Origin of the sequence: Streptomyces phaeoluteigriseus, from assembly GCF_001896135.2 — a bacterium.
Lineage (GTDB): Bacteria > Actinomycetota > Actinomycetes > Streptomycetales > Streptomycetaceae > Streptomyces > Streptomyces phaeoluteigriseus.
This window is the reverse complement of sequence record NZ_MPOH02000015.1, coordinates 203305-228950: the sequence shown is the minus strand read 5'-3', so window position 1 is coordinate 228950 and position 25646 is coordinate 203305. Positions and strand designations below refer to the sequence as shown.

Below are 25646 nucleotides of genomic sequence, written 5' to 3'. Positions count from 1 at the left end.
CTGCCGCATCTGCGAGGCATAGTCCCCCTGTGGCTTCGCATGAGCGGCTGGGATGGCGGCTGGAGGTATGCATGTGCGGCACTGTCGGCTGTGGTGCCGGTGACCGCGCCGCTCCTGGCCGAGGTGGTCTTGGCCGAAGCGCTCTTGGCCGAGGTGCCTCTCAGGAGCGGTCGATGTGGACGTTGGTCGACTTCACCCGGGCCGTGGCCTCCATGCCGACCTCCAGGCCGAGTTCCTCGACCGCCTCGCGGGTCAGGAGGGAGACGAGGCGGTGCGGGCCCGCCTGGATGTCGACCTGGGCTGCGACGTCGCCCAGCTTGATCGCGGTGACGATGCCGGGGAACGCGTTGCGGGCCGAGGTGTAGGAGGCGCCCCCCTCCTCGCCGCCCGACCCGGCGAGTTCGACGGAGAACGCGGCGAGGTCCTTGCCGTCGATGAGGCGGCGTCCGGTGTCGTCGCGGTGCGTCGGCACCCGGCCCGCGTCCGCCCAGCGGCGTGCGGTGTCGGGGCTCACGCCGAGCAGGCGCGCGGCCTGGCCGATGGTGTAGGACTGCATGCCGGTCACGATAGGGGCAGGCGGGTGGAGGGTCCGGGTCCGGGTGTCAGGTGGGACCCGGTCGGCCGGGGTGAACCGGCCCACGGTGGCTCCGGTGGCGGCTCCACGGCCGCTGTCGCCAGCCCCAGGTCCGGGGCGGTGACGGGTGGGCGCGGGGGCCAGGACCGGCGGCACTGGCCGGCGGACCGGCTGGACCGGCGCACCGCGGTACCCGCGGTGGACCGGCGCACCGCGGTACCCGCGGCGACTCCACGGGCATGGTCGCCGACCGGTCTGCGCCGCACAGGAGAGCCCGGGGCCCGGCTGGGGCTGCCCGGCGGAGCGACAGCGCGGCGCCGCGACAGGAGCTGTCCGGGCGGGGTCGGCGACGGCGATGGCGACTCGGGTTTCTCGGCGACTTCCCGCAGCGGGCCCGTGCACGGGCCCCGTCGTTCTGCCGAGGTCGTCGGCCGGGGTGTCAGCCCGCGTGGACGCGGGGGCGGCGGGTGCGGTCCCGTTCCGCTTCGCGCAGGACCTCACGGGTGACCGGAGCGACCTCGCCCTGGCCGAAGAGGAAGAAGCGCAGGAAGTTGGCGAAGGGGTTGCCCTCGGTCCACTCGAAGTAGATGTGCGGGGTGCGGCCGGTGGTGTCACGGACGTGCAGCAGCAGCGCGGCCAGGGCGTTGGGGATGGAGGAGGACTCCAGCGTCAGGACGCGGTAGCGGCTGTGCAGGACTTCACCGCGTACGGTCAGACCGGCCTCGAACTCGGAGGGGTCCAGGACCGTCACCTCGACGAAGACGAAGTCCTCCTGCTCGGGGACGTCGTTGTCCTGCCGGATCTGCTCGATCTTGTCGCGGTATTCGGCCCTGTCGCGCTGGTCGGGCTCGTTGGCGATGAACCGGATCTTCCGGCTGGCCATGTCCCGGACGAAGCGTTCCGCCAGGGGGTCGAGGGTCACGCTCGTCACGCGCAGCTCGAAGGCGCGGGCCAGTCGGGACAGGAGGGAGACGAGGATGATGCCGGCGATGAAGCAGGCGCCGATCTTGACGCCGTCGGGGCGTTCGATGACGTTGACGACCGTCGTGTAGAGGAACACCGCCGAGATGACGGCGAAGCCGATCGTCGCCTTGCGCTGTCCGGCCTTGTGGGCGGCGATGGTCACGGCGATCGCGGCGGAACTGATCAGCACCAGCACACCGGTCGCGTAGGCGCCGCCCTGGGCGTCGACGTCGGCGTCGAAGATCCAGGTGACCAGGAAGGCGATCAGGGTGAAGACGATGACCATGGGCCGCACGGCGCGGGCCCAGTGCGGGGCCATGCCGTACCGCGGCAGATAGCGGGGCATCAGGTTGAGCAGGCCGGCCATCGCGGAGGCGCCGGCGAACCACAGGATGGCGATCGTGGAGACGTCGTAGACGGTGCCGAATATGTTGCCCAGATAGTCGTGCGCGAGGAAGGCGAGCGCGCGGCCGTTGGCGGCGCCGCCGGGCTCGAACTCCTTCTCCGGGATGAGCAGGGTGGTGATGAAGCTGGTGGCGATCAGGAAGCAGCTCATGATGAGGGCGGCGACGGTGAGCAGCTTCTTGGTGTCGCGGATACGGCCGGTCGGCCGCTCCTCGGTGTCTCCGGGGTCGCCCTTGACGTGCGGCATGACGGCGACGCCGGTCTCGAAGCCGGAGAGGCCGAGGGCGAGCTTCGGGAAGACGATCAGGGCGACGCCGACCATCACGAAGACGTTCCCGTGCTCGGCGGTCAGGGCGTTCGACCAGTCGGTGACGACATGGGCCTCGGTGGCCACGTGCCACAGGCCGACCGCCACGACGACCGCGTTCAGCGCGAGGTAGACGCCGACCAGGGCGACGGCGACGCCGATCGCCTCCAGGAAGCCCTTGAGGAAGACCGCGCCGAGCAGCGCCACCAGGATGAGGGTGATCAGCACCTGCTTGTCGTGCAGCGCGTCCGTCAGGTGCGGGTTCTCGACGAGGTGGGTCGAGGCGTCCGCCGCGGACAGCGTGATGGTGATCAGGAAGTCGGTGGCGGCGAAGCCGAGCAGCGTCAGGACGAACAGCTTGCCCTTCCAGAAGGACAGCAGCCGCTCCAGCATGGAGATCGAGCCCTCGCCGTGCGGGCTCTCCTCGGCGACCCGGCGGTAGACCGGCAGGGCGCCGGCCAGGGTGACGACCACCAGCACGATCGTGGCGACCGGTGAGAGCAGGCCGGCCGCGAGGGCGGCGATGCCCGGCTGATAGCCGAGGGTCGAGAAGTAGTCGACGCCGGTCAGGCACATCACCCGGTACCAGGGCCGGCCCTTGTGGGCGGGTTCCGGTACGGCGTGCGGACCCTGGTGGCCGCCGCCCTTGCCCATGTCGGACAGGCCCTCCAGCATCCACGCGCGCAGACGACCGGGTGACGGGTGCTCGGTGGTGGCCATCGTGCGGGCTCCTGATGTGCGCTCTGCGTGTGGTCGATCGACCCGTGGTTTCCGGCCATCACGCGGACGGCGGCATCAGCGTAAGCGGAGAGTGACGCTTGGGCCCACGAATCTCGGGCCTGACGGCGTCAAGCTTCCGTTAAGACCTAGGTGGTGAGTGGTGATGGGCGAGAAAGCGATGGTTCGAGAGGTTTCGGCGACGGTCGGGTTCGGTGGAGCCGGGCGGGAGTGGCTACGCGGTGTCATCGGTGGGCTGCCTCGGCGCCTGCCCGGTGATGTCGAGACGGATGGTGGACGGTTCAGTCGGCGCCCGCCCGGTGTCGTGACGGTGGTGGACGGTGTGGACGGTTCAGTCGGCGCCTGCCCCGGTGTCGAGACGGATGGTCCGCCGACGGCGGCGCCCGGGGCCTGATCGCCGGCGGAGTGGGCGTTTCCGCTCTGTCAGGGGAGCCGACGCGCGGTCTTGTCCGCTCCCGGACGGACCTCTACAGTCCGCTCCGTAATGTTCGTCAGGTAGGCCGAATGTTTCGGGCGGTTCGATCTGTCGCCTGTCTGACGGAAGTGCGGAGATTTCTCTGTGTTCAAGGGGTTGCCACCCCTCCAGGGCTGTCTCTAGGGTGCGGCAGCAGCGAAGCTTTCTGGATTGCCACCGAAACTTTCGATAACAGGGACGGCCGTGGGGGCTGTTCCGTACCCCAAGGAGCGCATCATGGGCGACCCGGGACTCTCCCGACGAGGCTTCCTGGCGGCCTCCGCCGCGGCCGGTCTTGGCATGACGGCGCTGAGCGCCTGCGGCGGCGACTCGGACGGAGGATCGTCGGGGACGACCACCATCGAGTGGTGGAACATCTCCACCACCAGCCGACCAAGGACGTCTGGGCGGGCCTGGCCAGTTCGAGGCCCAGAACCCCAAGGTGAAGGTCAAGATCGTCCAACTGGAGAACGACGCCTACAAGTCGAAGATGACCGCGCTGACCGCCTCCGGGAAACTGCCCGACATCTTCCACACCTGGGGCGGCGGCGTTCTCCAGCAGCAGGTCGACGCCGGACTCGTCGAGGACCTCACCGACCGCACCAAGGACTGGGCGGACGGTCTGCTGCCGGTCGCCAAGGAGCCGTACCTGCTGGGCGACAAGGCCTACGGCATTCCCTTCGACATCGGCATGATCGGGTTCTGGTACAACAAGGCCCTCTTCGAGCAGGCCGCGTCAGCCAGCCGCCCACCACCTGGAGCGGCTTCCTCGACGCCGTAGGGAAGTTGAAGACCGCGGGCATCACCCCGATCGCCCTGGCCGGCAAGGAGAAGTGGCCAGGCATGTACTACTGGGCCTACCTCGCGATGCGCACCGCCGGGGTCGACGCCCTCCAGAAGGCCGACGCGGACAAGGACTTCACCGGGGACGGCTTCGTCCGAGCGGGGCAGCACCTCCAGGACCTGGTGGACCTTCAGCCGTTCCAGAAGGGCTTCCTCGGCGCCGCCTACTCCAGCCCCACCGGGCAGGCCGCCACCGTGGGCAACGGCAAGGCCGCGATGGAACTCATGGGCCAGTGGGCGCCGGTGGTGGAGGCGGACGCCGGCAAGGGACTCGGTGCCGACCTCGGGTTCTTCCCGTTCCCCGAGGTCGAGGGCGGGCGGGCAGGCTCACCGAGGTGTTCGGCGGAGGCGGCGGGCACGCCCTGCGCGCCGATGCCCCGCAGGAAGCCGTCGACTTCCTGAAGTTCTTCGCCTCCGCCACCACCGACAGGGCACTGGTCGAGAAGACCGGCGTGCTGCCCGTGGTGCCCGCCGCCGAGAGCGCGCTCACCGACCCCAACCTCAAGGCCGTACAGGCCCAGTTGAAGGCCGCCACCGGCTTCCAGCTCTACCTCGACCAGGCGTACGCGCCGGCCCTCGGCCAGGAGATCAACGACAGCGTCGCCGCACTCATCGCCGGCTCCAAGTCACCCGCACAGGTCGCCCAGTCGATCACCAAGGTCGCGAAGGAAGAGCAGTAGCCCGCGATGACCTCGACCTACCTTCCGGACAAGCGCAGCGGCCCGGACGCCGGTGCCCCGCCCCCGCCCGCGGAAGCGGCCCGGGGACGGGGCCGACGGCGCACACGCCACTGGCTCACCGCCGTCGCCTTCCAGGTGCCCGCCCTGATGCTGTTCGGCGTGCTGGTGCTGTTGCCGATGCTGTTCGCGCTCTACGCCTCGTTCTTCCGCTGGGGCGGCTTCGGCATGCCCGAGGACTACACGGGCCTCGACAACTTCACCCGCCTCCTGGACGACCCCGTCTTCCTCGGTGACCTGTGGCGCTGCCTGGTCCTGGTCGTCTTCTCGCTCGTGGTCCAGCTGCCGTTCGCGCTCGCCCTGGCGGTCGCGCTCAACCAGCGCATCCGCGGCCGGGCCGTCTACCGGATGCTGTTCTTCGCGCCGTACATCCTCTCCGAGGCGATCACCGGCGTGCTCTTCGCCATGATCTTCGCGCCCGACCAGGGTCTTGCCGACCATGTGCTCGGCGCGGTCGGTCTGGACGGGCTGGGCGGGGAGTGGTTCGCCGACCCGTCCACCGTCATGGCCACCCTCTTCCTCGTCATGACGTGGAAGTACTTCGGCTTCCACATGATGCTCTACCTGGCCGGACTCCAGTCCATCCCGGCGGAGTTGACGGAGGCCGCGCTCATCGACGGCGCCGGCCCCTGGCAGCGCTTCCGCCATGTCACCCTGCCGCTGCTCGCACCGACCCTGCGGATCAGCGTGTTCCTGTCCGTCATCGGCTCGGTCCAGCTGTTCGACCTGGTCTGGGTCACCACCGCGGGCGGCCCCGACCACCACTCCGAAACGATGGCCGTGACCATGTTCCAGTACGGCTTCAAGCGCTACCAGGTCGGCTACGCCAGCGCGATCAGTGTGGCCATGTTCGCCATCAGCCTCGTCTTCGCCCTCGCCTACCAGAGGTTCGTCCTCCGCCGCGATCTGGAGGGGGCCACCACGACCCTGAGAGGAGGCGGCTCATGAGCGACCGCAAGACCGGCCGTACCCTTCCGCTGCACCTCGTCCTCGTCGCCGTCGGCGCGGCGATGGCCGTCCCCCTCGTCTACGCCGTCCTGTCCGGCTTCAAGTCGACCGACGAGCTGTCCCGCAACCCCATCGGCCTGCCCGACTCGTGGCTGACCTCCAACTACACCGACATCCTTCGCACCGGCGCCTTCTGGCAGCTCGTCGGCAGCAGCACCCTCATCGCGATCGGTACGACGGTGGTCGTGGTCGCGGTGTCCGCGCTCGCCGCGTTCTCCTTCGCCCGGTTCGCCTTCCGCGGCCGGGAGGCGCTGTTCACCCTGTTCACGATGGGGCTGATGTTCCCCTTCGCGGTGGCGGCCCTCCCGCTGTTCCTGCTGCTGCGCCAGCTCGGGCTGCTGGACAACCCGCTCGGGGTGATCCTGCCGCAGGCCGCCTTCGGGCTGCCGATGACCATCGTCATCCTGCGCGGCTTCTTCCGGGAGATCCCGGCCGAGCTGGAGGAGGCGGCCACCCTCGACGGCTGCGGCCCCCTCGGCTTCTTCTGGCGGATCCTGCTGCCCATGGCCCGCCCCGCCCTCGGCACGGTCTCCGTGCTGGCGGTGGTGGGCAGCTGGAACAACTTCTTCCTGCCGCTGCTGGTGTTCACCGACTCCACCTGGTGGACGATCCCCATCGGCGTGCAGCAGTTCCAGGGCCAGTACTCGGCCGAGTACGCCCGCGTCTTCGCGTATCTCGTCCTCGCCATGGTCCCCGCCCTGGCCTTCTACTCCGTCGCCGAGCGCCAGCTCGTCGGCGGCCTCACCGCCGGCGCCACGAAGGGATGAGGCGCGCGCCCGCGGCGCACGGCCCTGGGCCCCGTCGTCACATGTCCGCCGTCCGCCCGGCCGGCGGACATGTGACGGCAGGCCCTACGACACCACCCATCGTGAGGAGTCGCACCATGCCCCGCACCTCCCGTACCCGCCTCGGACTCGCCGGAGTCCTCGCCGCCGTCCTGGTCAGCGCCGGTGTCGCCACCGGACCGACCGCACAGGCGCACGAGAAGCCCCGGACGCTCGCCGACCTCGCCGAGCGCCACGGCCGCTACTTCGGCAGCGCCACCGACAACCCCGAACTGACCGACGCCCCCTACACGAAGATCCTCGGCGACGAGTTCGACATGATCACCCCCGGCAACGGCATGAAGTGGTACGCCACCGAGCCCCAGCAGGGCGTCTTCGACTTCTCCGCCGGCGACGAGATCGTGGACCTCGCCCGCGCCAATAGGCAGAAGGTCCGTGCCCACACCCTCGTCTGGCACAGCCAGCTGCCCGGCTGGCTCACCGACCGGGAGTGGACGGCCCCCGAGCTGCGGGCCGTCCTGAAGAACCACATCCAGACCGAGGTCCGCCACTACCGCGGCAAGGTCTACGCCTGGGACGTCGTCAACGAGGCGTTCAACGAGGACGGCACCTACCGGGAGACGATCTTCTACAAGACGCTCGGCCCCGGCTACATCGCCGACGCCCTGCGCTGGGCCCACCAGGCCGACCCCAGGGCCAGGCTCTACCTCAACGACTACAACGTCGAGGCCGTCGGCCCCAAGAGCGACGCCTACTACGTCCTCGCCAAGGAGCTGAAGGCGCAAGGTGTTCCGCTGCACGGCTTCGGCCTCCAGGCCCACCTCGCCCTCCAGTACGGCTATCCGACGAGCCTGGAGGACAACCTCCGCCGCTTCTCCCGCCTCGGCCTGGACACCGCGCTCACCGAGGTCGACGTGCGGATGGAGCTGCCCGCCACCGAGGAGAAGCTCGCCCGACAGGCCGACTGGTACCGGGACATGACCGAGTCGTGCCTCGCGGTGCGGCGGTGTGTCGGGATCACCATCTGGGACTACACGGACAAGTACTCGTGGATCCCCGCGTTCTTCCCGGGCGAGGGGGCGGCCCTGCCGTGGGACGAGCAGCTCGCGCCGAAGCCGGCGTACTACGCGATCCGCGAGGCGCTGAAGCAGAGGCGCTGAAGCAGAGGCGCTGAAGCGGAACGTGGGAGCAGAGGCGCTGAAGCGGAACGTGGGAGCAGAGGCGTCGAAGCGGAACGTTGGAGCAGAGGCGCTGGAGCGGAACGTTGGAGCAGAGGCGCTGGAGCGGAACGTTGGAGCAGAGGCGCTGGAGCAGGGCGTCGAGGCGACAGCCGACCGGCGGGGCCGAGTCAGAGGACGGGAGCCGGTGGTGCGGTGCTGGCGCGCACCACCAGCTCCGTGCCCAGTTCCACCCGTGGTGAGTCAGGCCGTTCGCCGCGGGCAAGGCGCAGGACCGTACGGACGGCGAGCTGGCCCATGTCGGCGAGGGGCTGCCGGATCGTCGTCAACGGCGGGGCGGACCAGCGGACTTCGGGCAGGTCGTCGAAGCCGACCACGCTCATGTCCTCCGGGACGCGCAGGCCGCGCCGGCGCAGTGCCTCGATCGCGCCGAGCGCCATCTGGTCGCTGGCCGCGAACAACGCGGTCGGCGGCTCCGGCAGATCGAGCAGGGTGTTGCAGCCGGTGAAGCCGGACTCGGGGTGGAAGTCGCCGGGCACGACCAGGGATGCGTCGATGGCGACGCCGGCCGCCTCGAGGGCCGCCCGGTAGCCGTCGAAGCGGGCGCGCGAGCACAGCAGCCGCGGCGGCCCGGCGATCAGGCCGATCCTGCGGTGGCCGAGGGAGAGCAGGTGCTCGGTGGCGGCCAGGCCCCCCGACCAGTTGGCGGCGCCGATCGTGGGCGTGTCGAAGGCGGGCGAGCCCATCGGGTCGACGACCACCAGGGGGACGCCCAGGATGCGCAACTGCTCGTGCAGCGGCGGTTCCAGGGCCGAGGTGACGAGGATGACGCCGTCGGAGGCGCGGGCCCGCAGATTGCGCATCCACTCCCGCGCGTCGCCCGAGCGGCCGTGGATCGCGGACACCACCGTGCCGGCCCCGGCGGCGTGCGCGGCCTCCTCGACCCCGCGGATGATCTCCACGGCCCAGGGCGAGTCGAGGTCGTTGAAGACCAGGTCGAGCAGCGCGGCACGGGACGGGAGGGCGGCGGGGCGCTTGCGGTATCCGTGCAGACGCAGCAGGTCCTCGACGCGGGCGCGGGTCGCGGGGGATACGTCGGAGCGGCCGTTCACCACCCGTGACACGGTCGGTACGGAGACCCCGGCCCGGCGGGCGATCTCGGTGATGGTGACCTTGCCCCGGGGCGCGGGTGCCGTCTCGTCCGCCGCCACTGTGCCCACCCCTGTTCGCCCGATCCGTGCTCCGGAATTCGCCCGACCCGTGCTCCGGAACTTCCAGGAGTCTTACGGAAATCGAGGGTCTGTGGGAAGAGAGGGCAGGAGGGAAACCGCGGGGTCACGGGGAGTGAGTGCCCTCGGACGTGCGTCGGGGCCGGCGCGCAGCGGCGGCTGCGGTCCGGCCCCTCGGTTCGGTGGACGGCGTGTCGTCGGTGCCGTCCGGGTGGTGCCGAGGCGGTGCTGCTCAGGCGTGCCGATCAGGTGGTCTCACAAGGTGCCCTGATCAGGCGGTGCGTGGTGCTCAGGCAGCCGTGACGATCCGGCCGCCGGCCAGCGGGCGGTGCGGTGCGATGATCCGGCCGTCGGGGAGGATCTCGCCGGTGTCCTCGAAGAGCAGGACGCCGTTGCACAGCAGGCTCCAGCCCTGTTCCGGGTGGTGCGCCGCGAGGCGGGCGGATTCCCGGTCGGCGGAGTCGGCTGTCGGGCACGGTGGCTGGTGCTGGCACATGGAGGGGATCTCTCGCTCTGGCGTGGTGTGTGGAAGGTGTGTTGTGTCTGTCTCGCGGCGTGAAACGTCGTTCATGGCCGCCCCCCGTTGTGATAAGTCGGTCGGAACCCAGTGTTGCCCCATGGACGTCGATCCGCAGGGATTTCGCGACACCGCTCCTCACAGGTTCATGACGCATCACCCGCGCGAGCGGTTCATTCCCACCACACCGTCAGTTCGGGTGGTTTCGGCTGACCGAATGGGGCTAGTCGGCATGGGCCGTTGCGTCCGGACCGCCCGGCACCGCATCGCACCGTACCCCGCCACCGGGGGCCGCGGTGGCGGGGGTACGGGCGGATGTGTCAGGCGGGCGAGCCGAGGAGGGGCGGCCGGGTCACCCGGAGGGTGAGGACCGGCAGCAGTTCGGCGACCCGGTGCGGGTGGTGCGCGGCGATGCCGGGCGGTGCCGGGGCCAGCGGCACCAGCAGGTCGGTCGCCGCCGGATGGCCGGTGGTGCCGTCCGAGGTGCAGTCGCCGTGCAGCCACAGCGTGAGCATGTACAGGCTGGGCAGGGACAGCAGGCGCGCCTGGTACGGCTGTGTCGTGGACTCGGCCTGGCGCAGTGCCAGCTCGGTGGAGGCGAGGTACGGGCCCTCGAAGAAGTGCGAGAAGGCCCAGCCGTCCGGGGTCAGCCGGGTCTCGGCCGCGGCCAGAGTCCGGTCGCCGCCGCGGATCAGGAAGCGCCAGCCGGCCAGCCTGGTCGCGGACATCCCCTCCGGGGTGATCCGGTCGAGGACGTGGACGGGCAGCGGGAGTTCGGGGGAGACGGGTCCCTGGGCGGTGCGCAGGGAGGAAGTCCTCGCCTCGCGGACCGCTGTGGGGGAACCGAGTGCCGTGAGGACGGAGCGCAGGGCGGGCGCGGGAGCCGGGGGGACATGCAGCGGCATGGTGGGTCGCCTCTCATTCGACAGGCACGGTGGCACGAGGGCGTGGGTGGGGCGGACGGCGCTGTCAGCTCTCAGGGTGAGGTCGGAGAGGCAGGGGCCGGGGTCTGGGAACAGGGGTGCGCCTGTGGCCTGCCGTCCGTCTCGTAGACGACGACAGGCTCCTTCGACCGCGGCGGTGTCCACCTTCTCCGCCTTGTTCGCGGAGTTTATACGACACGTGTTCAGACTGTGTTTCGTCTAGCCGCTTCCTGGACACTCGGCAAGCTTCCATTCGGACGCCGATACGTGTGAATCATCCCGATTCAGAGCGGCGTGCGGCTCGATGACCACAGGATATGCAGGTGCGGCGGTCGGCCTATTCCCGTCGGCGTTTTTCACGAGATGCCGAGTTCGTGAATCTGCCCTTCGCCGCATGCCCGGTGAATGTGCCTCCGGTCACTCGTGGCGACTTCGGTCAGAGTAGCGGGTGCCGTGCCGGGTAGGTGACGTTATCGATCGACGGGGCTGGGCATCATCCACCCTGACCCCGGGACACCGGCGGCCGGATCCTCGGACCGCCACGCGAGGAGGGACGCCCGATGGGGGAGAAGGTCGTGGCAGGCGCGTTCGACCTGTCCGATCGTCAGCGCTACCGCGACAAGCTGCGGCAGTGCCTGACGGTGCTGGAGCGGCTTCTGGCCCAGCAGAGCTTCGACCGGCCCAAGAATCTCATGGGGCTGGAGATCGAGCTGAATCTCGCGGGCGCGGACGGTCTGCCGAAAATGTTGAACGGGGAAGTGCTGGAGCGGATCGCCAGCCGAGATTTCCAAACAGAACTGGCCATGTTCAACCTGGAAGTGAACATAGCTCCACACCGGTTGGGCGGGCGGGTTTTCGACCGGCTCGCGGAGGAACTCCGTACGTCCCTGGCATATGCCCACCGAAAGGCGGGGGAGGTCGACGCGGGAATCGTGATGATCGGTATTCTGCCGACTCTCGACCGTGACGACCTGGTCTCCTCCAACCTTTCCGACGTCGACCGCTACACCCTCCTCAACGATCAGATCGTGGCCGCCCGCGGCGAGGAGTTCACCCTCGACATCGACGGCGTCGAGCACCTCTCCTGCACCTCGAAGTCGATCGTCCCCGAAGCCGCCTGCACCTCCGTGCAACTGCATCTCCAGGTCACGCCGGACCGCTTCGCCGACGTGTGGAACGCCGCGCAGGCCGTCGCCGCCGCCCAGATCGCCATCGGCGCCAACTCGCCGTTCCTCTTCGGCCGCGAACTGTGGCGGGAGTCCCGGCCCCCGCTGTTCCAGCAGGCCACCGACACCCGGCCGCCGGAACTCCAGGCACAGGGCGTGCGCCCGCGGACCTGGTTCGGCGAGCGCTGGATCAGCTCCGCGTACGAGCTGTTCGAGGAGAACCTGCGCTACTTCCCCGCGCTGCTGCCCATCTGCGACGACGAGGACCCCCACGAGGCCCTCGCCGCGGGCGACGCCCCCAAACTCGCCGAACTGGTCCTGCACAACGGGACCGTCTACCGCTGGAACCGTCCCGTCTACGGCATCGCCGACGGCGTCCCGCACCTGCGGGTGGAGAACCGTGTCCTGCCCGCCGGCCCCACCGTCACCGATGTCGTCGCCAACGCGGCCTTCTACTACGGCGTGGTCCGCGCCCTGGCCGAGGAGTCACGGCCCGTGTGGACCCGGATGCCCTTCGAGACCGCCGCCGCCAACTTCGACGCCGCCTGCCGGTACGGCATCGACGCCCGCCTGCACTGGCCCCGCCGCGGCCGGCTGGGGGGCGTCGCGGAGGTCGACGCGGTGAGCCTCGTACGCGACGAGCTGCTGCCGCTTGCCGAGGCAGGGCTGGACGCGTGGGGGGTGGAGCCGGCCGACCGCGATCTGTACCTGGGAGTCATCGAGGAGCGGTGCCGTCGCCGGACCAACGGGGCGAGCTGGCAGGTGGAGACCTTCCATCGCGCGCTGGAGGCCGGACTGTCGCGGGACGCGGCGCTGGCGGCGACGACCCGGCGGTACGCGGAACTGAGCCACCGGGGGGAGCCGGCGCACACCTGGCCGGTCGGACTGCCGGAGCCCGTTCCCACGGCGTGAGAGCCACCGCGGTTCCCCCGCCCGGGTTCTCCGGGCGGAGAGGGGGTCGCCGCCGGTCGCGTGGCACGGATCGGGCAAGCTGTGACGTCCGACAGCGGTGCGGCAGGTGTGAAGGTGGAGGCCCGGTAGGTGGCTGATTCTTTTCCGCAGGAGAAGTTCTCCCGACGGATCCTCCGGGACGAGACACTGCTCGTCCTGGGCGTCTCGCTCGGGGCGAGCGGGGTGTCCGCCCTGATCAGTTTCGTCGGATCGGTGACGAAGCCGGGCGGTCTCAAGGACCAGGCGGCGACCCTCAACGCCTCGGCCGCGCCGGGCCGCCCCTGGCTCGACCTCGCCTGGCAGCTGTTCGGGATCGCCAGCTCGCTCGTCCCGGTCGCGCTCGTCGCGCACTTCCTGCTGCGGGAGGGCCACGGCCTGCGCATCCTCGGCTTCGACCGCACCCGCCCCTGGCCCGACCTCAGCCGCGGCGCCGCGATCGCCGCGGTCATCGGCAGCTCGGGCATCGCCTTCTACCTCGCGGCCCGTGGCCTGGGATTCAACCTCACGGTGGTCCCCGAGGCACTGCCCGACGTGTGGTGGAAGTACCCGGTGCTGATCCTTTCCGCGCTCCAGAACGCGATCCTGGAAGAGGTCATCGTCGTCGGCTACCTGCTGCGCCGCCTCGGCCAGCTGGGGTGGACCCCGGTCGGCGCGCTGATGGCCAGTTCCGCCCTGCGCGGCTCGTACCACCTCTACCAGGGCATCGGCGGGTTCATCGGCAACATGGTGATGGGCCTGGTGTTCGTCCACCTGTACCGGCGCTGGGGCCGGGTGGGACCCCTGGTCGTCGCGCACTCCCTCCTCGACATCGGGGCGTTCGTCGGGTACGCGCTGCTGGCGGGCAAGGTGGACTGGCTGCCCACGGCATGAGCAGAAGCCGTACGTCCCCCTGCCCGAGGTCGGCTACGCCAGCAGGTCACCCTCGATGACGGTGACCGCGCGGCCTTTCAACAGGGTCCGCTCGCCGCGCAGTTCGGTCCGGACGTGGCCGGAGCGCGGCGAGGCCTGGAGACCGGTCAGCTCGGCGCGGCCGAGGCGCTCCGACCAGAACGGGGCCAGCGCCGTGTGGGCGCTGCCGGTGACCGGGTCCTCGTCGATGCCGACGTTCGGGAAGAAGCAGCGGGAGACGAAGTCGTGGCCCAGGCCGGGGCGCTCGGCGCGGGCGGTCGCGATGATGCCGCGTGCGGAGTGGGCGCACAGGGCCTTGTGGTCGGGGCGCAGGGCACGGACGGTCTTCTCGTCGGCGAGTTCGACCAGCAGGTCGCCGACGTTCGGACCGGTGTCGAAGACCGTGAGCGGTTCGGCGCCCAGGGCCTCGGCGACCCCCTCCGGGATCTCCACGCGGGTGAGCGGGGCGGTCGGGAAGTCCAGGGTGATCGAACCGTCCTCGGCGGGCGTCGCGACGAGCACCCCGCTGCGGGTCGCGAACCGCACGGGCCCCGCGTGGGCGCCCGTGCTGTGCAGGACGTGCGCGGTGGCGAGCGTGGCGTGACCGCACATCGCCACCTCGGTGACGGGAGTGAACCAGCGCAGTGCCCAGTCGGCCTCGCCGCCCGGCGGCAGCGGATGCGTGAACGCCGTCTCGGCGTGGTTGACCTCGAGGGCCACGTTCTGGAGCCGATCGTCACCCGGGAAGGTGTCGAGCAGCAGGACCCCGGCCGGGTTCCCGGCGAAGGGACGGTCGGTGAAGGCATCGACGATTCGAATCCGCATGCGGTGACGGTAGGCGGTCGGAGCGGCGGCGGGCCAAGGCCAATCGGCGAGTCGTGGACCGGCCGGGAACCGGCCGCGCCCGCCCGGACGTTGATCGCGGTGAAGGCGGCCGACACCGGCGGGCGCCGCGAGGAGCGGAAGGACATCTCCCTGAACGGCAGCACGGCAAGGAGCGAGGAGGGCCCGGTCGTACTGACGGGCGCGACCGGCTTCATCGGGTCCCGCGCGCTCGGCGCGCTGACGGACGGCGGCCGGGGAGCAGGCGTGCGCGCCCTGGTCCGCACGGTCTCCGGCGACGTGCAGACGGACAGGTCCGGTGGCGTGCTGAAAGCCGGGTCCGACGACATGGTGAGGGTCAGGCCCGGCGATGACGTGAAGGCCGGGTCCGTCGAGTGGGTGCGCGGCGATCTGACCGACCCGGACGCGGTGCGCGGTCTGTGCGAGGGCGCGCGGGCGGTCGTCCACCTCGCCTCGTACATCGGCGGGGACGAGCGGCTGTGCCAGGCGGTCAACGTCGACGCCACCCGCGCGCTCATGGCCGAGGCCCGGCGGGCCGGCGTCCGCCGCGTCGTGCACCTGTCGACGCCGCGGTGTACGGCGCGGCCCCCACCGGGGCATCACCGTGGACGAGATACCCGCCGAGCCGGTCTCCGCCGTGAGCCGGACCCGGCTGGCCGGTGAGGCGTACGCCCGGGAGGCCGGCGCGGTCGTTCTGCGGCCGGGGCTGGTCCTCGGGGCCGGGGACCGCTGGACCGTGCCCGGCCTGCGGGAACTGGTCGAGCGGGTGCCGGCCGGGTGGGACGGCGGGCGGGCCCTGCTGTCGATGGTCGACGTCGGCGACCTCGCCCGCCTGATCGCCGCCGTCGCCACCGGCCCCCGGTGGGTGCCGCCCGGCGTGTACCACGTGGGTCACCCCGACCCCGTGCGCGTCGGCGACCTGCTGGCGGAGCTGGCGCGGCACGGCGTGCTGCCGCCCCGCCCGGCCGCCGACTGGCCGTGGTCCACCTGTCTGGAGCGCCTGCGGTCCACCCCCGGCCGGTGTCGGAACGGCAGTTCACCCTGGTCGGCCGCGACCACTGGTACCGCGCCGACGAGATCTGGGAACTGACGGCCCAACCACCGGGCCCCGGCCCGCTGAGCCGCCTCGCGGACGCGGCTCCGTGGTACCGGGAGAAGGTGGGACGGGGCGCGTGAGCCTCTGCGGGGCGTGAGTCGGGGAGGGGCCCGGCCGCGGGTGCCAGGCGGCCCGGCAGCGGCGGCTGCAGCTCGCGCACACCGGCTGGGCGACGGTCGTGGACCCGCGCGGGCGCGACGAGATGGAACGGTCCGTCATAGGAGCCATCGGCCCCGAGGGACAGGGACAGGGACAGGGACAGGGAGCAGGGGCAGGGGGACAGGGGAGAGGCCAGGGGACAGGGGACAGGGGACAGGGGCAGGGACAGGGCAGGGACAGGGAGGACAGTCCAGGATCGCTCCGGTGCGGGCCGCCTCGGCGACCGCCGACGCGGTCCGCGGACTCGCCGGCAACCTGGTCGGCGCCGGCCTCGCGGCCGGGCCGCTGTCGCCGTACGCCCGCGCCGGTACGCCGGGTTACTCCCGCCGTGGGACGCCCCGGGCGGCGCCGACCGGCAGCGTGGTGGCCGTGAAGCTGACCCGCCCGGTGCGCCGGGCCTCCCTCGTCGTCCATGTCGCCGCCTCCGCGAGCTGGCTCGGGCTCACCCTCGGGCTGCTCGCGCTCGGGACCGCCGCGACCACCACCGGATCCGCGGCGACCGTCGAGGCGTCCGTCCGGGCCATGAAGCTCTTCGCGGACTGGTTGCTGCTGCCCGTCGCGGCCCTCACGCTGCTCAGCGGCCTCGTGCTGTCGCTGGGCACTGCGTGGGGACTCGCGCGGCACCGCTGGGTGTACACCAAGTTCTGGCTGACCCTGGCCACCGCCACGGCCACCGTCCTCGCCCTGCGCCCCGGCGTGAACGCGGCGGTCACCGCCGTGGCCGAGGGCGAGGCCCTCCCCGACGCCGGTGACGTCCTGTTCGGACCGGTCGTGTCCCTGTCCGCCTACCTCTTCATGACCGTCGTGTCGATCCTCAAGCCCTGGGGGCTCACCCGGCGAGGCCGCCGACTCCGCGAGGCGGGGACGGCCGGCGGGCCGACGGGGGCCGGCCGCCTCCGCCGGACGGCCTGACCCGCCTCGCGGAGTCGGCGCCCGCCGTCGCGCCGTCGCCCCGCCTCTCCGCCGCGCGCACACGCCGGGTCGCTGGGATGCTGGAGTGAGCGTTGCCCAAGACCTGACGAGAAGTGCCGGTGAGCGCCATGACCGGGCTTCGCGGAGGGCGGGCGATCCGGATCGTCGCGTGGCGCAGCGCGCAGCGCGTGAAGGAGCCGATCGCGGCGGCCCGGCCCGTGGCCTCCGTGTCCGCCTTCGGCCGCTGATCACCCACGACACCGAATCGAGGCGACGGTATGAGCACGACTCACACTTCGCACACCGGGAGCGCCAAGCAGCACTGGGCAGAGGGTCTCACGGTCTTCGCCGCCGTGATCCTCATGCTCTCCGGGATCCTGGACATCTTCCGCGGCATCATGGGCATCGCCGAGGACGACGTCTTCGTCACGACCCGCAGCTATGTCTTCGAGTTCGACCTCACCGGCTGGGGCTGGATCCATCTGGCACTCGGCGTGGTGGCCGTGCTCGTCAGCCTGGGACTCTTCCGGGGAGCGATGTGGGCCCGCGTCGCCGGGGTGGCCATCGCGGCACTCATCGTCATCGCCAACTTCCTTTCGCTGCCGTACTACCCGGTCTGGTCCGTCGTGACGATCGCCTTCGCCGGATTCGTCATCTGGGGCCTGTGCGTGTCGCGGTCGGAAACGGCCTCGCTGCGCTGACGATCCGCGCCAGCGATCCTTCGCGCGCGGGTGGACGTCCCCAGCCCGCCCGCGTGCGTCAACACGGCCAGGAAGGCGGCGCACGATGTGCCGATGGCTCGCCTACTCGGGCACGCCCGTCCTGCTGGAGACGATCCTCTACAAGCCGACGCACTCACTGATCGACCAGAGCCTGCACTCCCGGATGGGTGTCGAGACCACCAACGGCGACGGCTTCGGCGTCGGCTGGTACGGGCCGGACCTGCGGACCCCGGCGATCGTCCGTGACATCGGCCCGGCGTGGAGCAACCGCAATCTGCGGGAGATCGCCGGCCATGTCAGGTCCCCTCTCTTCTTCGCCCACATCCGCGCCTCGACCGGCTCGGCGGTGCAGCAGACCAACTGCCATCCGTTCCGGCACGGCCGCTGGATGTGGATGCACAACGGCGCGATCGCCGATTTCCAGCGGATACGGCGGGATCTCGCGCTGGCCGTCGACCCGGAGCTGTTCCTCGACATGGAGGGCTCGACGGACTCCGAGATGATGTTCTATCTGGCTCTCACCTTCGGCCTGGAGGAGGACCCGCCGGGTGCCGTAGCCCGGATGGCGGGCCTTGTGGAGCGGACCGGCCATGAGCACGGGGTGGAGTTCCCGCTCCAGATGACGCTCGCCGTGACCGAGGGAGAGCGGCTGTGGGCTTTCCGCTACTCCAGCCAGAAGGACTCGCGCTCGCTGTTCTACAGCACCCGGGTGGACACCCTGCGCGCCCTCCACCCCGACATGGCGTTCCTGCGGGAGGTCTCCGCCGAAACCCGCCTCATCGTGTCCGAGCCCCTCGGCGACCTCCCCGGCGCCTGGAACGCCGTTCCCGAGGGCACCTACGGCGTGGTCCAGCCCGAGGGCGACGAGATGTACCCCTTCGCCCCGCGGAAGCCCGCCCTGGTGTGATCCGCCGGGGTGACCTGTGACGGCCGCCCCTGACCAGCTGTCCTCGAAGCCGGGGCCCGCCAGGCCACCGGGTCGCTGCGAGCGGAGGGGCGCTCAGCGCAGCCGACGCGCCCGCAGCACCAGGTCGTCTGTGTGGTGCGCGCCGGCCCCGCCGTCGGGCGCCACGCGTGGCCGCTGCTCGTCCACCTCCACCTCCCAGTCGTCGTCGAGCAGAGCGGCGACCATCGAGGGCCAGACGTAGTCAGCCGGGTCGAAGCCGCTGTCGTGCGCCTGCTCGGTGTCCATCCCCGCGTGGTGGACGAGCAGCAGCACGCCGCCGGGCGCGACGGCGGCGAGCAGCGCTCGCTCGGCCGCGGCGTCGGGGGTGCGCAGCAGGGCCGGGTACTGCGCGGACACCAGGTCGAAGGAGGCCGGCGGGAGCGGCGCCTCCGTCAGTGCGGCGTGTACCCAGCGAACGGTCAGGCCGGCGTCCCGCGCGTGCCCGGCGGCCCGCTCCAACGCCACCCCCGAGACCTCGAGCGCGGTCACGTCCCAGCCGGCGCGCGCGAGCCAGACGGCGTCCGCGCCCTCGCCGCAGCCGACGTCGAGCACCCGACCGGGTGTGAGCCCGGCGACCTCCGCCACGAGCGCGCCGTTGGGCCGGCCGCTCCACAGCTGTTGTCGGTCGGCGTACCGGTTGTCCCACTCCGCACGCACCGCGTGGTCTCCGAGGTATCCGTCGGCAGGCAAGGAGGGGATGTCGGACTCGGGCGAGGGCGATCCTGGCGTGTTGTTGTCGGTCACGGGCCCACCGTCGCCCATCGGCGCCCGGTCACGCCATTGATGTTGCCGGTCCGGCAAAAGGGCGTCCGGACGGCGAGGACCAGCCGGACGCGGTCGCGGTGGACCTGGACGTCGACGTCACCGGGACAGCCTGCCGAACCGGGCACGGGCCACAAGCAGGTGCCTTTGCCATCCCAACGTTACCGATATATCGTTGAAGCATCGCGATCGATCAACGACCGAATGAATGGAGTGATGGCGATGCGTACCCACGGATACGAGCGTGGACATGGACAGGACGGCTTCTCCCGGCGCGGCCGGGGTGGCTTCGGCGGGACGCGGGCGGCTTTCGGGCCTTTCGGACCGGGTGGGCCGGGCGGACCCGGATTCGGCCCCGGTGGTCCCGGTGGCGGCTTCGGGCCCGGCTTCGGGCCGGGACCCTGGGGCGGTCGAGGACGGGGCGGACCCAGGGGGAGGGCGCGGCGCGGTGACGTGCGGGCCTCGATCCTGGCCCTGCTGAAGGACCGGCCGATGCACGGCTACGAGATGATCCAGGAGATCGCCGAGCGCAGCGGCGGCGCGTGGAAGCCGAGCCCCGGCTCGGTGTACCCCACCCTCCAGTTGCTGGAGGACGAGGGCCTGATCAGCAGTGCGTCGGAGGGCGGCAAGAAGCTGTTCTCGCTCACGGACGCGGGCCGTACGGCGGCCGAGGAGGGCCCCGAGGCTCCCTGGCAGGAAGCCTCCCGCGGGGTCGACTGGGAGGCCCTCGGGGAGGTCCGGCAGGCCGGCTTCGGTCTGATGGAGGCCTTCGGGCAGGTCTGGAAGACCGGCAGCAAGGAGCAGCGCGAGAAGGCGCTCACGGTCGTCAACGACGCCCGCAAGAAGCTGTACCTGATCCTCGCCGACGAGGACTGACCGCCGTACGGCACGGCGGGCGCGAGGAAGTCACGGTCGGCCGGCACGCAGCGGAGGCGCCCCGCCGATCCGGCGGGGCGCCTTCCGCCGTGCTGTCGCACGCGGAGCGGGCGGCCCCGCTCAGGCCGTCGTCGAGGTCAGGCCGGCCAGCTTGCGCAGTGACTCGTCGAGTGCGGCCGTAGCCGAGTCCTTGAGCCTGCCCGCCATGAGCGACACGGCGGCGCCCGTGAACTCGCCGTCGATCCGTACACCGGTGGCGTCGCCGTCGGGCGTCAGCGTGTAGCGGGTCAGGAGGGTCACCGCCATCGGACCCCTGCCCCGGATGGCCAGTACCCGGGCCGGTTCCAGTTCCTCCACGGTCCACTCGACCTCGGCCGGGAAGCCCATCAGCTTCATGTTCTCCCGGAAGGTCGCGCCCACCTCCAGCGTCTTCGGGCCACCCTGCGGGAAGTCGGTGTGGGTCGCGTTCCACTCCCCGTACGCGGACCAGTCCGTGAGCTGCGCCCAGACCTGCCCGGCCGGTGCCTGGATGCGTGCCTCCGCGCTGACTTCGGCCATGCGACCACCTCTTCGTGTCCGGCGACTCGGGCTGCCGTGCCGCGCGAACGTAGCCGCAGCGGCGCGAACACACAAGACTGACGGACCGTCAGGAATGCTGCCGACTGCCGGACCGGCTCGCCCGCCGGATCTCCGCCGCGTCGAACAGGTCCCACGCGCGGGGGAACGGCCCCTCGTCGTGACAGTGCCACACCTCCCAGAACAGATCGGCGGCCAGCGCGTCCCCCGGGGCGTACACCCCGGTACACGTACCGCCTGCCGTCGGCCCCGGCCAGAGCCACCAGCCGGCACCCGCTCTCCATGACCGTGGGGCGTGACGGCGGGCGCCCGCGGTTGCCCCGGGGCGCGAGGCCAGGTGGCGCGCGCCCTTGAGGCGAGAACGGCCTGATCTCATCCGTAAGGAGGAGATTCCGGCTGCGGTCGTCCGCTCTGTGTGGGATGTGAAGATGGTTCCCGCCGGGGATGACCCCGTCGGCCGGGACTGATGGGGTGGGAGATGTGCAACCCCGTATCCCCCGGCAGCCGGTTCGCGACCACGCGTCCGGGGCCATGGACGACGACGCCGGGCTCAGTGCCGAGCTGGTGGCGGCGGTCGAGGGCGCGCGCCGGCGGGCCGTGCGGGACGGCGACCGGCAGATCGACACCGCGCACCTGCTGCACTCCCTCCTGGAGAACGACCCTGAGGTGCGCGCGCCTTCGACGGCGGCCCGCAGCTCGCCCGCCTCTTCGGCTATCTCGTCCAGCGCAGCATCGGCTACGGCCTGCGCTGGCAGGGCGGCGTGGAGGACTCCGGCGCCCTGCCCGTCGTCACGACCGTCGAGGGCTTCTCGCCCCTCGCCTCCGCCGCGCTGCGGCACGCGCGCCTACGGGCCGCCGGGCGCCCCGGACCGCAGGTCCCGGACGCAGGTCGGCCCTCCTGCGGCGACATCGCCCGCGGAGTCGATCTGCTCGCCGCGATCCTGGCCGACCCGCGGGCCCGGGCCGTCGAGGTGCTGGCCCGGGCCGGCGTCGACCCCCTGGACGTGTGCGCCCGGATCGAGGTCGCCGTCGGCGGGTACGACGGGTACGCCGGGTTCGCGGAGGAGGACGACGCGCCCTGACCGGGCCGGTGACCCTCCCGTCCAGCCGCTGAGACAGGTGTCAACAGGGATGACGGTCATGTCGTCGCCTGTCATCATGTGCCGGTGCATACGTCTGTGAGCAGTCAGGTCAGTCGCGGAAAGGGCATCGGGCTCTCTCTGGCGATCGGATCGGCCATCGCCTTCGGCGGGTCCGGAGTGGCGGCGAAACCGCTGATCGAGGCGGGACTGGACCCGCTGCACGTGGTGTGGCTGCGGGTGACCGGCGCGGCCCTGGTGATGCTGCCCCTGGCGGTGCGCCACCGCGCGCTGGTGCGCCGCCGCCTCGCGCTGCTCGCCGGGTTCGGACTGCTCGGCGTGGCCGGCGTCCAGGCGTTCTACTTCGCCTCCATCTCCCGCATCCCGGTCGGGGTCGCCCTGCTCGTCGAGTACCTGGCGCCCGCGCTCGTGCTCGGCTGGGTGCGGTTCGTGCAGCGGCGGCCGGTGACACGGGCCGCCGCGCTCGGAGTGGTCCTCGCGGTGGGCGGGCTCGCCTGTGTCGTCGAGGTGTGGTCGGGGCTCGGCTTCGACGCCCTCGGCCTGGCCCTCGCGCTGGCGGCCGCCTGTTGCCAGGTCGGCTACTTCGTCCTGTCCGACCAGGGCAGCGACTCCGGCGACGACGCCCCCGACCCGCTCGGCGTGATCGCCTACGGCCTCCTCGTCGGCGCGGTCGTCCTCACGGCCGTCGCCCGCCCCTGGGGCATGGACTGGTCGGTGCTCGCGCGCTCGGCCGCGATGGACGGCAACGACGTCCCGGCCTGGCTGCTGCTCGGCTGGATCGTGCTGATCGCGACGGTCGTCGCGTACGTCACCGGCGTGGTCTCGGTGCGCCGGCTGTCCCCGCAGGTCGCGGGTGTCGTGGCCTGTCTGGAGGCGGTCATCGCGACCGTCCTGGCCTGGGTCCTGCTCGGCGAGCACCTCTCGGCGCCGCAGATCGTCGGGGGCGCGATCGTCCTGCTGGGCGCGTTCATCGCCCAGTCGTCCACCCCCGCCAAGGGCTCGGGGGAGCCGGTGGCCGCCGGCAGCCCCGAAAGGGAGCTGTCCGCCCGCGGGACGGCGGCCTGAAGCGGCTTCCCGGACCTAGCCCCCCGACCCGAGCCCTCCGACCGACGGAGCCCTCCGACCGAACCACCCCCGACCGAACCACCCCCGACCGAGCCGGGCCCGGCGGCTGCGCAGAGCGCGTCGCCGCCGTGCGGTCAGGTCCCGGTCCCGCGTCGCAGGAGGTGCTCGCGGGCCGCGGCGTCCCCAGGACCGCCGCGTGCCGCGAGGCCCGCCGCGATGCGCTCCCGGGTCTCGGCGGGCCGGTGGCTCGCGTACTTGAACTTGGCCCGTACGCCCGTCACTTCGAGCCGGATCCCCCGGATACCGGAGAGCAGACGGCCGTACGGCACCTCGCCCGCCGCGACCCGGGCGGAGCCGCCCTCCGGCTGGAAGTGGGCCATCTGCCGGTTCAGCAAGTCGGCCTTGGCCTCCGGGTCGTCGACCAGGTGGGCCGTGCAGCGCAGTTGGACGGCCGCGTAGAAGCTCGTCGGGGTGCCGTGCTCGGGCGGGGTCCGTGGCGGCGCCTGCCAGGGGCCGGGAACGTACACGTAGTCGTCGACCACGCTCAGCACGACCTCCGGGTGGGCCTCCAGCGCCGCCCACAGGGGGTTCGGCCGGGCCAGGTGGGTGACGGCCTCGCCGCGTCCGGCGTCGTAGGCGAAGTGCAGGGGCTGCACCCACGGAGGGTCACCGGGCAGGCCGTTGACGGCGAGCTGCCCGAAGTCGCGGCCGGCCAGCCAGTGCTGCCACTCGGCGTCGTCGTGGGGCGCGTCCCAGGGGTGGATCAGCATCACAGCATCCCGAGGTAGGCGGGGAGGCCGGTGCCGGGGAGGAGGTCGGCCTCGGGGACCGGTGTGCCGTAGCCCTTGTGGAGGGGGACGACGCCGGCCCAGTGGGGGAGGGTGAGGTCCTCGGGCTCCTCGTTCACCCCGCCGGTGCGGGTCTTCGCCGAGACCTCGTCCAGGTCGATGCGGATGACCGCGGTGGCGGCCAGCTCCTTCCGGTTGGCGGGCCGGGAGTCGGCGGCACGGCCGGGGACGACGTGGTCGACCAGGGCGTCCAGCGCCGCGAGCTTCTCCTGCGGGTCGGTGACGTCGTGGGCGAGGCCGTGCACCACGACGGAGCGGTAGTTGATCGAGTGGTGGAAGGCCGAGCGGGCCAGGACCAGTCCGTCGACATGCGTCACCGTCAGGCACACCGGCAGCCCCGGGTCGGCCTGCCCGGTCATCCGCAGCGGGCGCGAGCCCGTCGAACCGTGGACGTAGAGCGTCTCGCCGACCCGGCCGTAGAGCGTCGGCAGCACGACCGGCGCGCCGTCGCGGACGAAGCCCAGGTGGCAGACGTAACCCTCGTCCAGTATCGCGTGCACCAGGTCCTTGTCGTAGGACGCCTTCTGCGCGGACCGGGTGGGGACCGTGCGGTCGGTCGGGGTGTAGGCGGCGGGCGTCGTCGGCTGTGCGGTCCCCTGCGACTGCGTGGTCCCCTGCATGGCGTTCTCCATTGCACTAGTGCATAATTGTCTTTGTGCTAGGAGAGTATCGGATCACGGGTCGGCGCGCAGCCGACATTTCCGCGAGCGTCGAGCAGGCGGTGGGCGCCGGTGAGCTGGCGCCCGGCCAACCGCTGCCCCCGATGCGGGAGTTGGCCGAGCGGCTGGGGGTGAACCCGAACACCGTCGCGGCCGCCTACCGCACCCTGCGCGAGCGTGGGGTGATCGAGACCGACGGCCGGCGGGGCAGCAGAGTGCGGTCCAGGCCGGCCACGACCGGGCGCGAGTTCATCCGGGTGGAGGTCCCGGCGGGTGTGCGGGACGCCTCGGCGGGCAACCCGGACACCGCGCTGCTGCCGCCGCTCGGGCCGGCCTTCGCCTGGGCCGCCGCGCAGGGCGACCGGGACCCGGTCCTGTACGGACACGAGCCGGTCGAGCCCGAACTGGCGCGGACGGCCCGCGCCGAGCTGGACGCCGACGGGGTTCCGGCCGGGCCGGTGGCCGTCACCTCCGGTGCGCTGGACGCCATCGAGCGGGTGCTCGCCGCGCACCTCAAGCCCGGCGACACGGTGGCCCTGGAGGATCCCGGCTGGGGCTCGCTCCTCGACCTCGTCCCGGCGCTCGGGCTGCGCACGGTCCCGGTCGGCGTCGACGACGACGGGCCCTTGCCAAAGGACGTGGACCGTGCCCTGGAGGGCGGTGCCCGCGCTCTGATCGTGACCGACCGCGCGCAGAACCCGACGGGCGCCGCAGTGGGCGCCGCACGCGCGCGTGCCCTGAGGGCCGTGCTGCGCCGGCATCCGGGCACGCTGCTCATCGAGGACGACCACGGTCACCGGATCGTGGACCTGCCCCTGCACCCCCTCGCGGGAGTCACCAGGCACTGGGCCTTCGTCCGCTCGGTCGCCAAGGCCTACGGCCCCGACCTGCGGCTCGCCGTCCTCACCGGTGACGAGGTCACCCTCGACCGCGTCCGCGGACGGCAGCGCCTCGGGCCCGGCTGGGTCAGCCGGATCACCCAGCGGGCCGTGGCGCGGCTGTGGGCCGACGGCGCGGTGGACACCGCGGCGGTCGCAGGGGCGTACCGGACCCGCCGGGACGCGCTGATCGCCGCGCTGGCCGAGCGGGGGGTCGAGGCGCGTGGCCGCAGCGGGATGAACGTGTGGATCCCGGTACCCGACGAGACCGGGGCGGTGGCCCGGCTGCTGCACGCGGGGTGGGCGGTCGCCCCCGGTGCCCGATTCCGGCTGGGGGCTCCGCCCGGTATCCGGATCACCGTCTCGACGCTCGCGCAGGACGAGGTGGGCCCACTGGCGGACGCGGTGGCCTCTGCGGTGCGTGTGGGAGGTGGGCGGGGGTTGGTGTAGGCGGGGTCGCCGTCGCGGAGGGGCGGGGCGGGACGGTCTCGGTGATCGGTCCGGCCGCTGTTGGGCCGGCGCCGTGACCGTGGTGGAT

Annotated in this window: 24 protein-coding genes and 5 pseudogenes; 18 read left to right on the top strand and 11 right to left on the bottom strand. The window is 71.9% G+C overall.

Going from position 1 to position 25646, the window contains the following annotated elements; all coding sequences use genetic code 11:
- Positions 1 to 160: 160 nt before the first annotated feature.
- Positions 161 to 556: a TOBE domain-containing protein gene (locus BM536_RS18895; RefSeq protein WP_073494411.1), complete on the bottom strand. Its 396-nt coding sequence runs from the start codon at positions 554 to 556 to the stop codon at positions 161 to 163.
- 457 nt (positions 557 to 1013) lie between these two features.
- Positions 1014 to 2969: an APC family permease gene (locus BM536_RS18890; protein WP_073494393.1), complete on the bottom strand. Its 1956-nt coding sequence runs from the start codon at positions 2967 to 2969 to the stop codon at positions 1014 to 1016.
- A 709-nt stretch (positions 2970 to 3678) separates the two neighbouring features.
- On the opposite strand from BM536_RS18890, the pseudogene BM536_RS18885 reads away from it, so the two are divergent.
- The 4 genes and pseudogenes from BM536_RS18885 to BM536_RS18870 all read left to right on the top strand — a co-directional run bounded on the left by BM536_RS18885 (position 3679) and on the right by BM536_RS18870 (position 7974).
- A pseudogene (locus BM536_RS18885) lies at positions 3679 to 4964 on the top strand (extracellular solute-binding protein).
- 6 nt (positions 4965 to 4970) lie between these two features.
- Positions 4971 to 5969: a carbohydrate ABC transporter permease gene (locus BM536_RS18880; RefSeq protein ID WP_073494392.1), complete on the top strand. Its 999-nt coding sequence runs from the start codon at positions 4971 to 4973 to the stop codon at positions 5967 to 5969.
- On the top strand, positions 5966 to 6796 hold the full coding sequence (locus tag BM536_RS18875; protein ID WP_073494390.1) for a carbohydrate ABC transporter permease: 831 nt from the start codon (positions 5966 to 5968) through the stop codon (positions 6794 to 6796). The genes BM536_RS18880 and BM536_RS18875 overlap by 4 nt, the downstream gene beginning before the upstream one ends.
- A 116-nt stretch (positions 6797 to 6912) precedes the next feature.
- Positions 6913 to 7974 carry an endo-1,4-beta-xylanase gene (locus BM536_RS18870; protein WP_073494388.1) on the top strand — a complete coding sequence of 354 codons (1062 nt, stop codon included), beginning with the start codon at positions 6913 to 6915 and terminating at the stop codon, positions 7972 to 7974.
- A gap of 188 nt (positions 7975 to 8162) precedes the next feature.
- Here the strand turns inward: BM536_RS18870 and BM536_RS18865 are convergent, their stop codons facing one another.
- The 3 genes from BM536_RS18865 to BM536_RS18855 all read right to left on the bottom strand — a co-directional run bounded on the left by BM536_RS18865 (position 8163) and on the right by BM536_RS18855 (position 10643).
- Positions 8163 to 9203 carry a LacI family DNA-binding transcriptional regulator gene (locus tag BM536_RS18865; RefSeq protein ID WP_170109933.1) on the bottom strand — a complete coding sequence of 347 codons (1041 nt, stop codon included), beginning with the start codon at positions 9201 to 9203 and terminating at the stop codon, positions 8163 to 8165.
- Between the two features lie 307 nt (positions 9204 to 9510).
- Positions 9511 to 9717 (bottom strand): DUF5999 family protein, encoded by a 207-nt coding sequence (locus BM536_RS18860; protein ID WP_073494386.1) that lies wholly within the window; start codon positions 9715 to 9717, stop codon positions 9511 to 9513.
- A 341-nt stretch (positions 9718 to 10058) separates the two neighbouring features.
- Positions 10059 to 10643, bottom strand: a complete 585-nt coding sequence (locus BM536_RS18855; protein WP_073494384.1) for a hypothetical protein — start codon at positions 10641 to 10643, stop codon at positions 10059 to 10061.
- A gap of 578 nt (positions 10644 to 11221) precedes the next feature.
- Here BM536_RS18855 and BM536_RS18850 point away from each other — a divergent pair.
- Both BM536_RS18850 and BM536_RS18845 read left to right on the top strand, forming a co-directional pair.
- Positions 11222 to 12739 (top strand): glutamate-cysteine ligase family protein, encoded by a 1518-nt coding sequence (locus tag BM536_RS18850; RefSeq protein ID WP_073494382.1) that lies wholly within the window; start codon positions 11222 to 11224, stop codon positions 12737 to 12739.
- Between the two features lie 129 nt (positions 12740 to 12868).
- Positions 12869 to 13648 carry a CPBP family intramembrane glutamic endopeptidase gene (locus tag BM536_RS18845; RefSeq protein WP_094103244.1) on the top strand — a complete coding sequence of 260 codons (780 nt, stop codon included), beginning with the start codon at positions 12869 to 12871 and terminating at the stop codon, positions 13646 to 13648.
- Positions 13649 to 13681: 33 nt separating this feature from the next.
- On the opposite strand, the gene BM536_RS18840 is transcribed toward BM536_RS18845, so the two are convergent.
- On the bottom strand, positions 13682 to 14491 hold the full coding sequence (locus tag BM536_RS18840) for a PhzF family phenazine biosynthesis protein (RefSeq protein ID WP_094103243.1): 810 nt from the start codon (positions 14489 to 14491) through the stop codon (positions 13682 to 13684).
- Between the two features lie 99 nt (positions 14492 to 14590).
- On the opposite strand from BM536_RS18840, the gene BM536_RS42960 reads away from it, so the two are divergent.
- From BM536_RS42960 to BM536_RS18820, 8 genes and pseudogenes are all read left to right on the top strand, one after another.
- A complete protein-coding gene (locus BM536_RS42960) occupies positions 14591 to 15172 on the top strand; it encodes an NAD-dependent epimerase/dehydratase family protein (protein ID WP_245873643.1) in 582 nt (193 codons plus the stop codon).
- The gene (locus BM536_RS42955; protein WP_245873641.1) at positions 15114 to 15599 is read left to right on the top strand and encodes an NAD-dependent epimerase/dehydratase family protein; all 486 of its coding nucleotides are present in this window, start codon (positions 15114 to 15116) and stop codon (positions 15597 to 15599) included. Before BM536_RS42960 ends, BM536_RS42955 begins: the two co-directional genes overlap by 59 nt.
- A 136-nt stretch (positions 15600 to 15735) precedes the next feature.
- Positions 15736 to 15843: pseudogene (locus tag BM536_RS44890) on the top strand (TIGR04222 domain-containing membrane protein); the annotation flags it as partial.
- Between the two features lie 104 nt (positions 15844 to 15947).
- Positions 15948 to 16040, top strand: a pseudogene (locus BM536_RS45215) (TIGR04222 domain-containing membrane protein); the annotation flags it as partial.
- 93 nt (positions 16041 to 16133) lie between these two features.
- Positions 16134 to 16676, top strand: a complete 543-nt coding sequence (locus BM536_RS18830; protein WP_094103491.1) for a DUF2269 domain-containing protein — start codon at positions 16134 to 16136, stop codon at positions 16674 to 16676.
- A gap of 119 nt (positions 16677 to 16795) precedes the next feature.
- Positions 16796 to 16924, top strand: a complete 129-nt coding sequence (locus tag BM536_RS43995; protein WP_281258585.1) for a hypothetical protein — start codon at positions 16796 to 16798, stop codon at positions 16922 to 16924.
- Positions 16925 to 16954: 30 nt separating this feature from the next.
- Positions 16955 to 17377, top strand: coding sequence for a DUF7144 family membrane protein (locus tag BM536_RS18825; protein ID WP_073499078.1), 423 nt, complete (start codon positions 16955 to 16957; stop codon positions 17375 to 17377).
- 85 nt (positions 17378 to 17462) lie between these two features.
- Entirely contained in the window at positions 17463 to 18305 is an 843-nt protein-coding gene (locus BM536_RS18820) for a class II glutamine amidotransferase (RefSeq protein ID WP_073499080.1), read from the top strand.
- Between the two features lie 93 nt (positions 18306 to 18398).
- Here BM536_RS18820 and BM536_RS18815 read toward each other — a convergent pair whose 3' ends face one another.
- The gene (locus BM536_RS18815) at positions 18399 to 19088 is read right to left on the bottom strand and encodes a class I SAM-dependent methyltransferase (protein WP_094103490.1); all 690 of its coding nucleotides are present in this window, start codon (positions 19086 to 19088) and stop codon (positions 18399 to 18401) included.
- A 240-nt stretch (positions 19089 to 19328) separates the two neighbouring features.
- On the opposite strand from BM536_RS18815, the gene BM536_RS18810 reads away from it, so the two are divergent.
- Complete coding sequence (locus BM536_RS18810; protein WP_073499088.1) at positions 19329 to 19982, top strand: PadR family transcriptional regulator; 654 nt, start codon at positions 19329 to 19331, stop codon at positions 19980 to 19982.
- A gap of 120 nt (positions 19983 to 20102) precedes the next feature.
- Here the strand turns inward: BM536_RS18810 and BM536_RS18805 are convergent, their stop codons facing one another.
- Together BM536_RS18805 and BM536_RS18800 are read right to left on the bottom strand one after the other, a co-directional pair.
- Complete coding sequence (locus tag BM536_RS18805) at positions 20103 to 20540, bottom strand: type II toxin-antitoxin system Rv0910 family toxin (RefSeq protein WP_073499082.1); 438 nt, start codon at positions 20538 to 20540, stop codon at positions 20103 to 20105.
- Positions 20541 to 20628: 88 nt separating this feature from the next.
- Positions 20629 to 20842: pseudogene (locus BM536_RS18800) on the bottom strand (hypothetical protein).
- Positions 20843 to 21089: 247 nt separating this feature from the next.
- Here BM536_RS18800 and BM536_RS41265 point away from each other — a divergent pair.
- Both BM536_RS41265 and BM536_RS18790 read left to right on the top strand, forming a co-directional pair.
- Positions 21090 to 21640, top strand: a pseudogene (locus tag BM536_RS41265) (peptidase).
- Positions 21641 to 21718: 78 nt separating this feature from the next.
- Positions 21719 to 22723, top strand: a complete 1005-nt coding sequence (locus BM536_RS18790; RefSeq protein WP_094103242.1) for an EamA family transporter — start codon at positions 21719 to 21721, stop codon at positions 22721 to 22723.
- A 134-nt stretch (positions 22724 to 22857) separates the two neighbouring features.
- Here the strand turns inward: BM536_RS18790 and BM536_RS18785 are convergent, their stop codons facing one another.
- Both BM536_RS18785 and BM536_RS18780 read right to left on the bottom strand, forming a co-directional pair.
- A complete protein-coding gene (locus tag BM536_RS18785) occupies positions 22858 to 23493 on the bottom strand; it encodes an FMN-binding negative transcriptional regulator (RefSeq protein ID WP_094103241.1) in 636 nt (211 codons plus the stop codon).
- Positions 23493 to 24191, bottom strand: coding sequence for a pyridoxamine 5'-phosphate oxidase family protein (locus tag BM536_RS18780; protein WP_073499084.1), 699 nt, complete (start codon positions 24189 to 24191; stop codon positions 23493 to 23495). Before BM536_RS18780 ends, BM536_RS18785 begins: the two co-directional genes overlap by 1 nt.
- Before the next feature lie 35 nt (positions 24192 to 24226).
- Between BM536_RS18780 and BM536_RS18775 the strand changes: the two genes are divergently transcribed.
- The gene (locus tag BM536_RS18775) at positions 24227 to 25558 is read left to right on the top strand and encodes an aminotransferase class I/II-fold pyridoxal phosphate-dependent enzyme (protein ID WP_094103240.1); all 1332 of its coding nucleotides are present in this window, start codon (positions 24227 to 24229) and stop codon (positions 25556 to 25558) included.
- Positions 25559 to 25646: the final 88 nt, after the last annotated feature.

Bases quoted from the DNA above. Each gene is read 5' to 3' on its own strand.
- BM536_RS18850 (WP_073494382.1), top strand. From the start codon at position 11,222: ATGGGGGAGAAGGTCGTGGCAGGCGCGTTCGACCTGTCCGATCGTCAG.
- BM536_RS18825 (WP_073499078.1), top strand. From the start codon at position 16,955: ATGAGCACGACTCACACTTCGCACACCGGGAGCGCCAAGCAGCACTGG.
- BM536_RS18820 (WP_073499080.1), top strand. From the start codon at position 17,463: ATGTGCCGATGGCTCGCCTACTCGGGCACGCCCGTCCTGCTGGAGACG.
- BM536_RS18785 (WP_094103241.1), bottom strand. From the start codon at position 23,493: ATGCTGATCCACCCCTGGGACGCGCCCCACGACGACGCCGAGTGGCAG.
- BM536_RS18810 (WP_073499088.1), top strand. From the start codon at position 19,329: ATGCGTACCCACGGATACGAGCGTGGACATGGACAGGACGGCTTCTCC.
- BM536_RS18895 (WP_073494411.1), bottom strand. From the start codon at position 556: ATGCAGTCCTACACCATCGGCCAGGCCGCGCGCCTGCTCGGCGTGAGC.
- BM536_RS18840 (WP_094103243.1), bottom strand. From the start codon at position 14,491: ATGCGGATTCGAATCGTCGATGCCTTCACCGACCGTCCCTTCGCCGGG.
- BM536_RS18780 (WP_073499084.1), bottom strand. From the start codon at position 24,191: ATGCAGGGGACCACGCAGTCGCAGGGGACCGCACAGCCGACGACGCCC.
- BM536_RS18890 (WP_073494393.1), bottom strand. From the start codon at position 2,969: ATGGCCACCACCGAGCACCCGTCACCCGGTCGTCTGCGCGCGTGGATG.
- BM536_RS18875 (WP_073494390.1), top strand. From the start codon at position 5,966: ATGAGCGACCGCAAGACCGGCCGTACCCTTCCGCTGCACCTCGTCCTC.
- BM536_RS18860 (WP_073494386.1), bottom strand. From the start codon at position 9,717: ATGTGCCAGCACCAGCCACCGTGCCCGACAGCCGACTCCGCCGACCGG.
- BM536_RS18880 (WP_073494392.1), top strand. From the start codon at position 4,971: ATGACCTCGACCTACCTTCCGGACAAGCGCAGCGGCCCGGACGCCGGT.
- BM536_RS18870 (WP_073494388.1), top strand. From the start codon at position 6,913: ATGCCCCGCACCTCCCGTACCCGCCTCGGACTCGCCGGAGTCCTCGCC.
- BM536_RS18855 (WP_073494384.1), bottom strand. From the start codon at position 10,643: ATGCCGCTGCATGTCCCCCCGGCTCCCGCGCCCGCCCTGCGCTCCGTC.
- BM536_RS18805 (WP_073499082.1), bottom strand. From the start codon at position 20,540: ATGGCCGAAGTCAGCGCGGAGGCACGCATCCAGGCACCGGCCGGGCAG.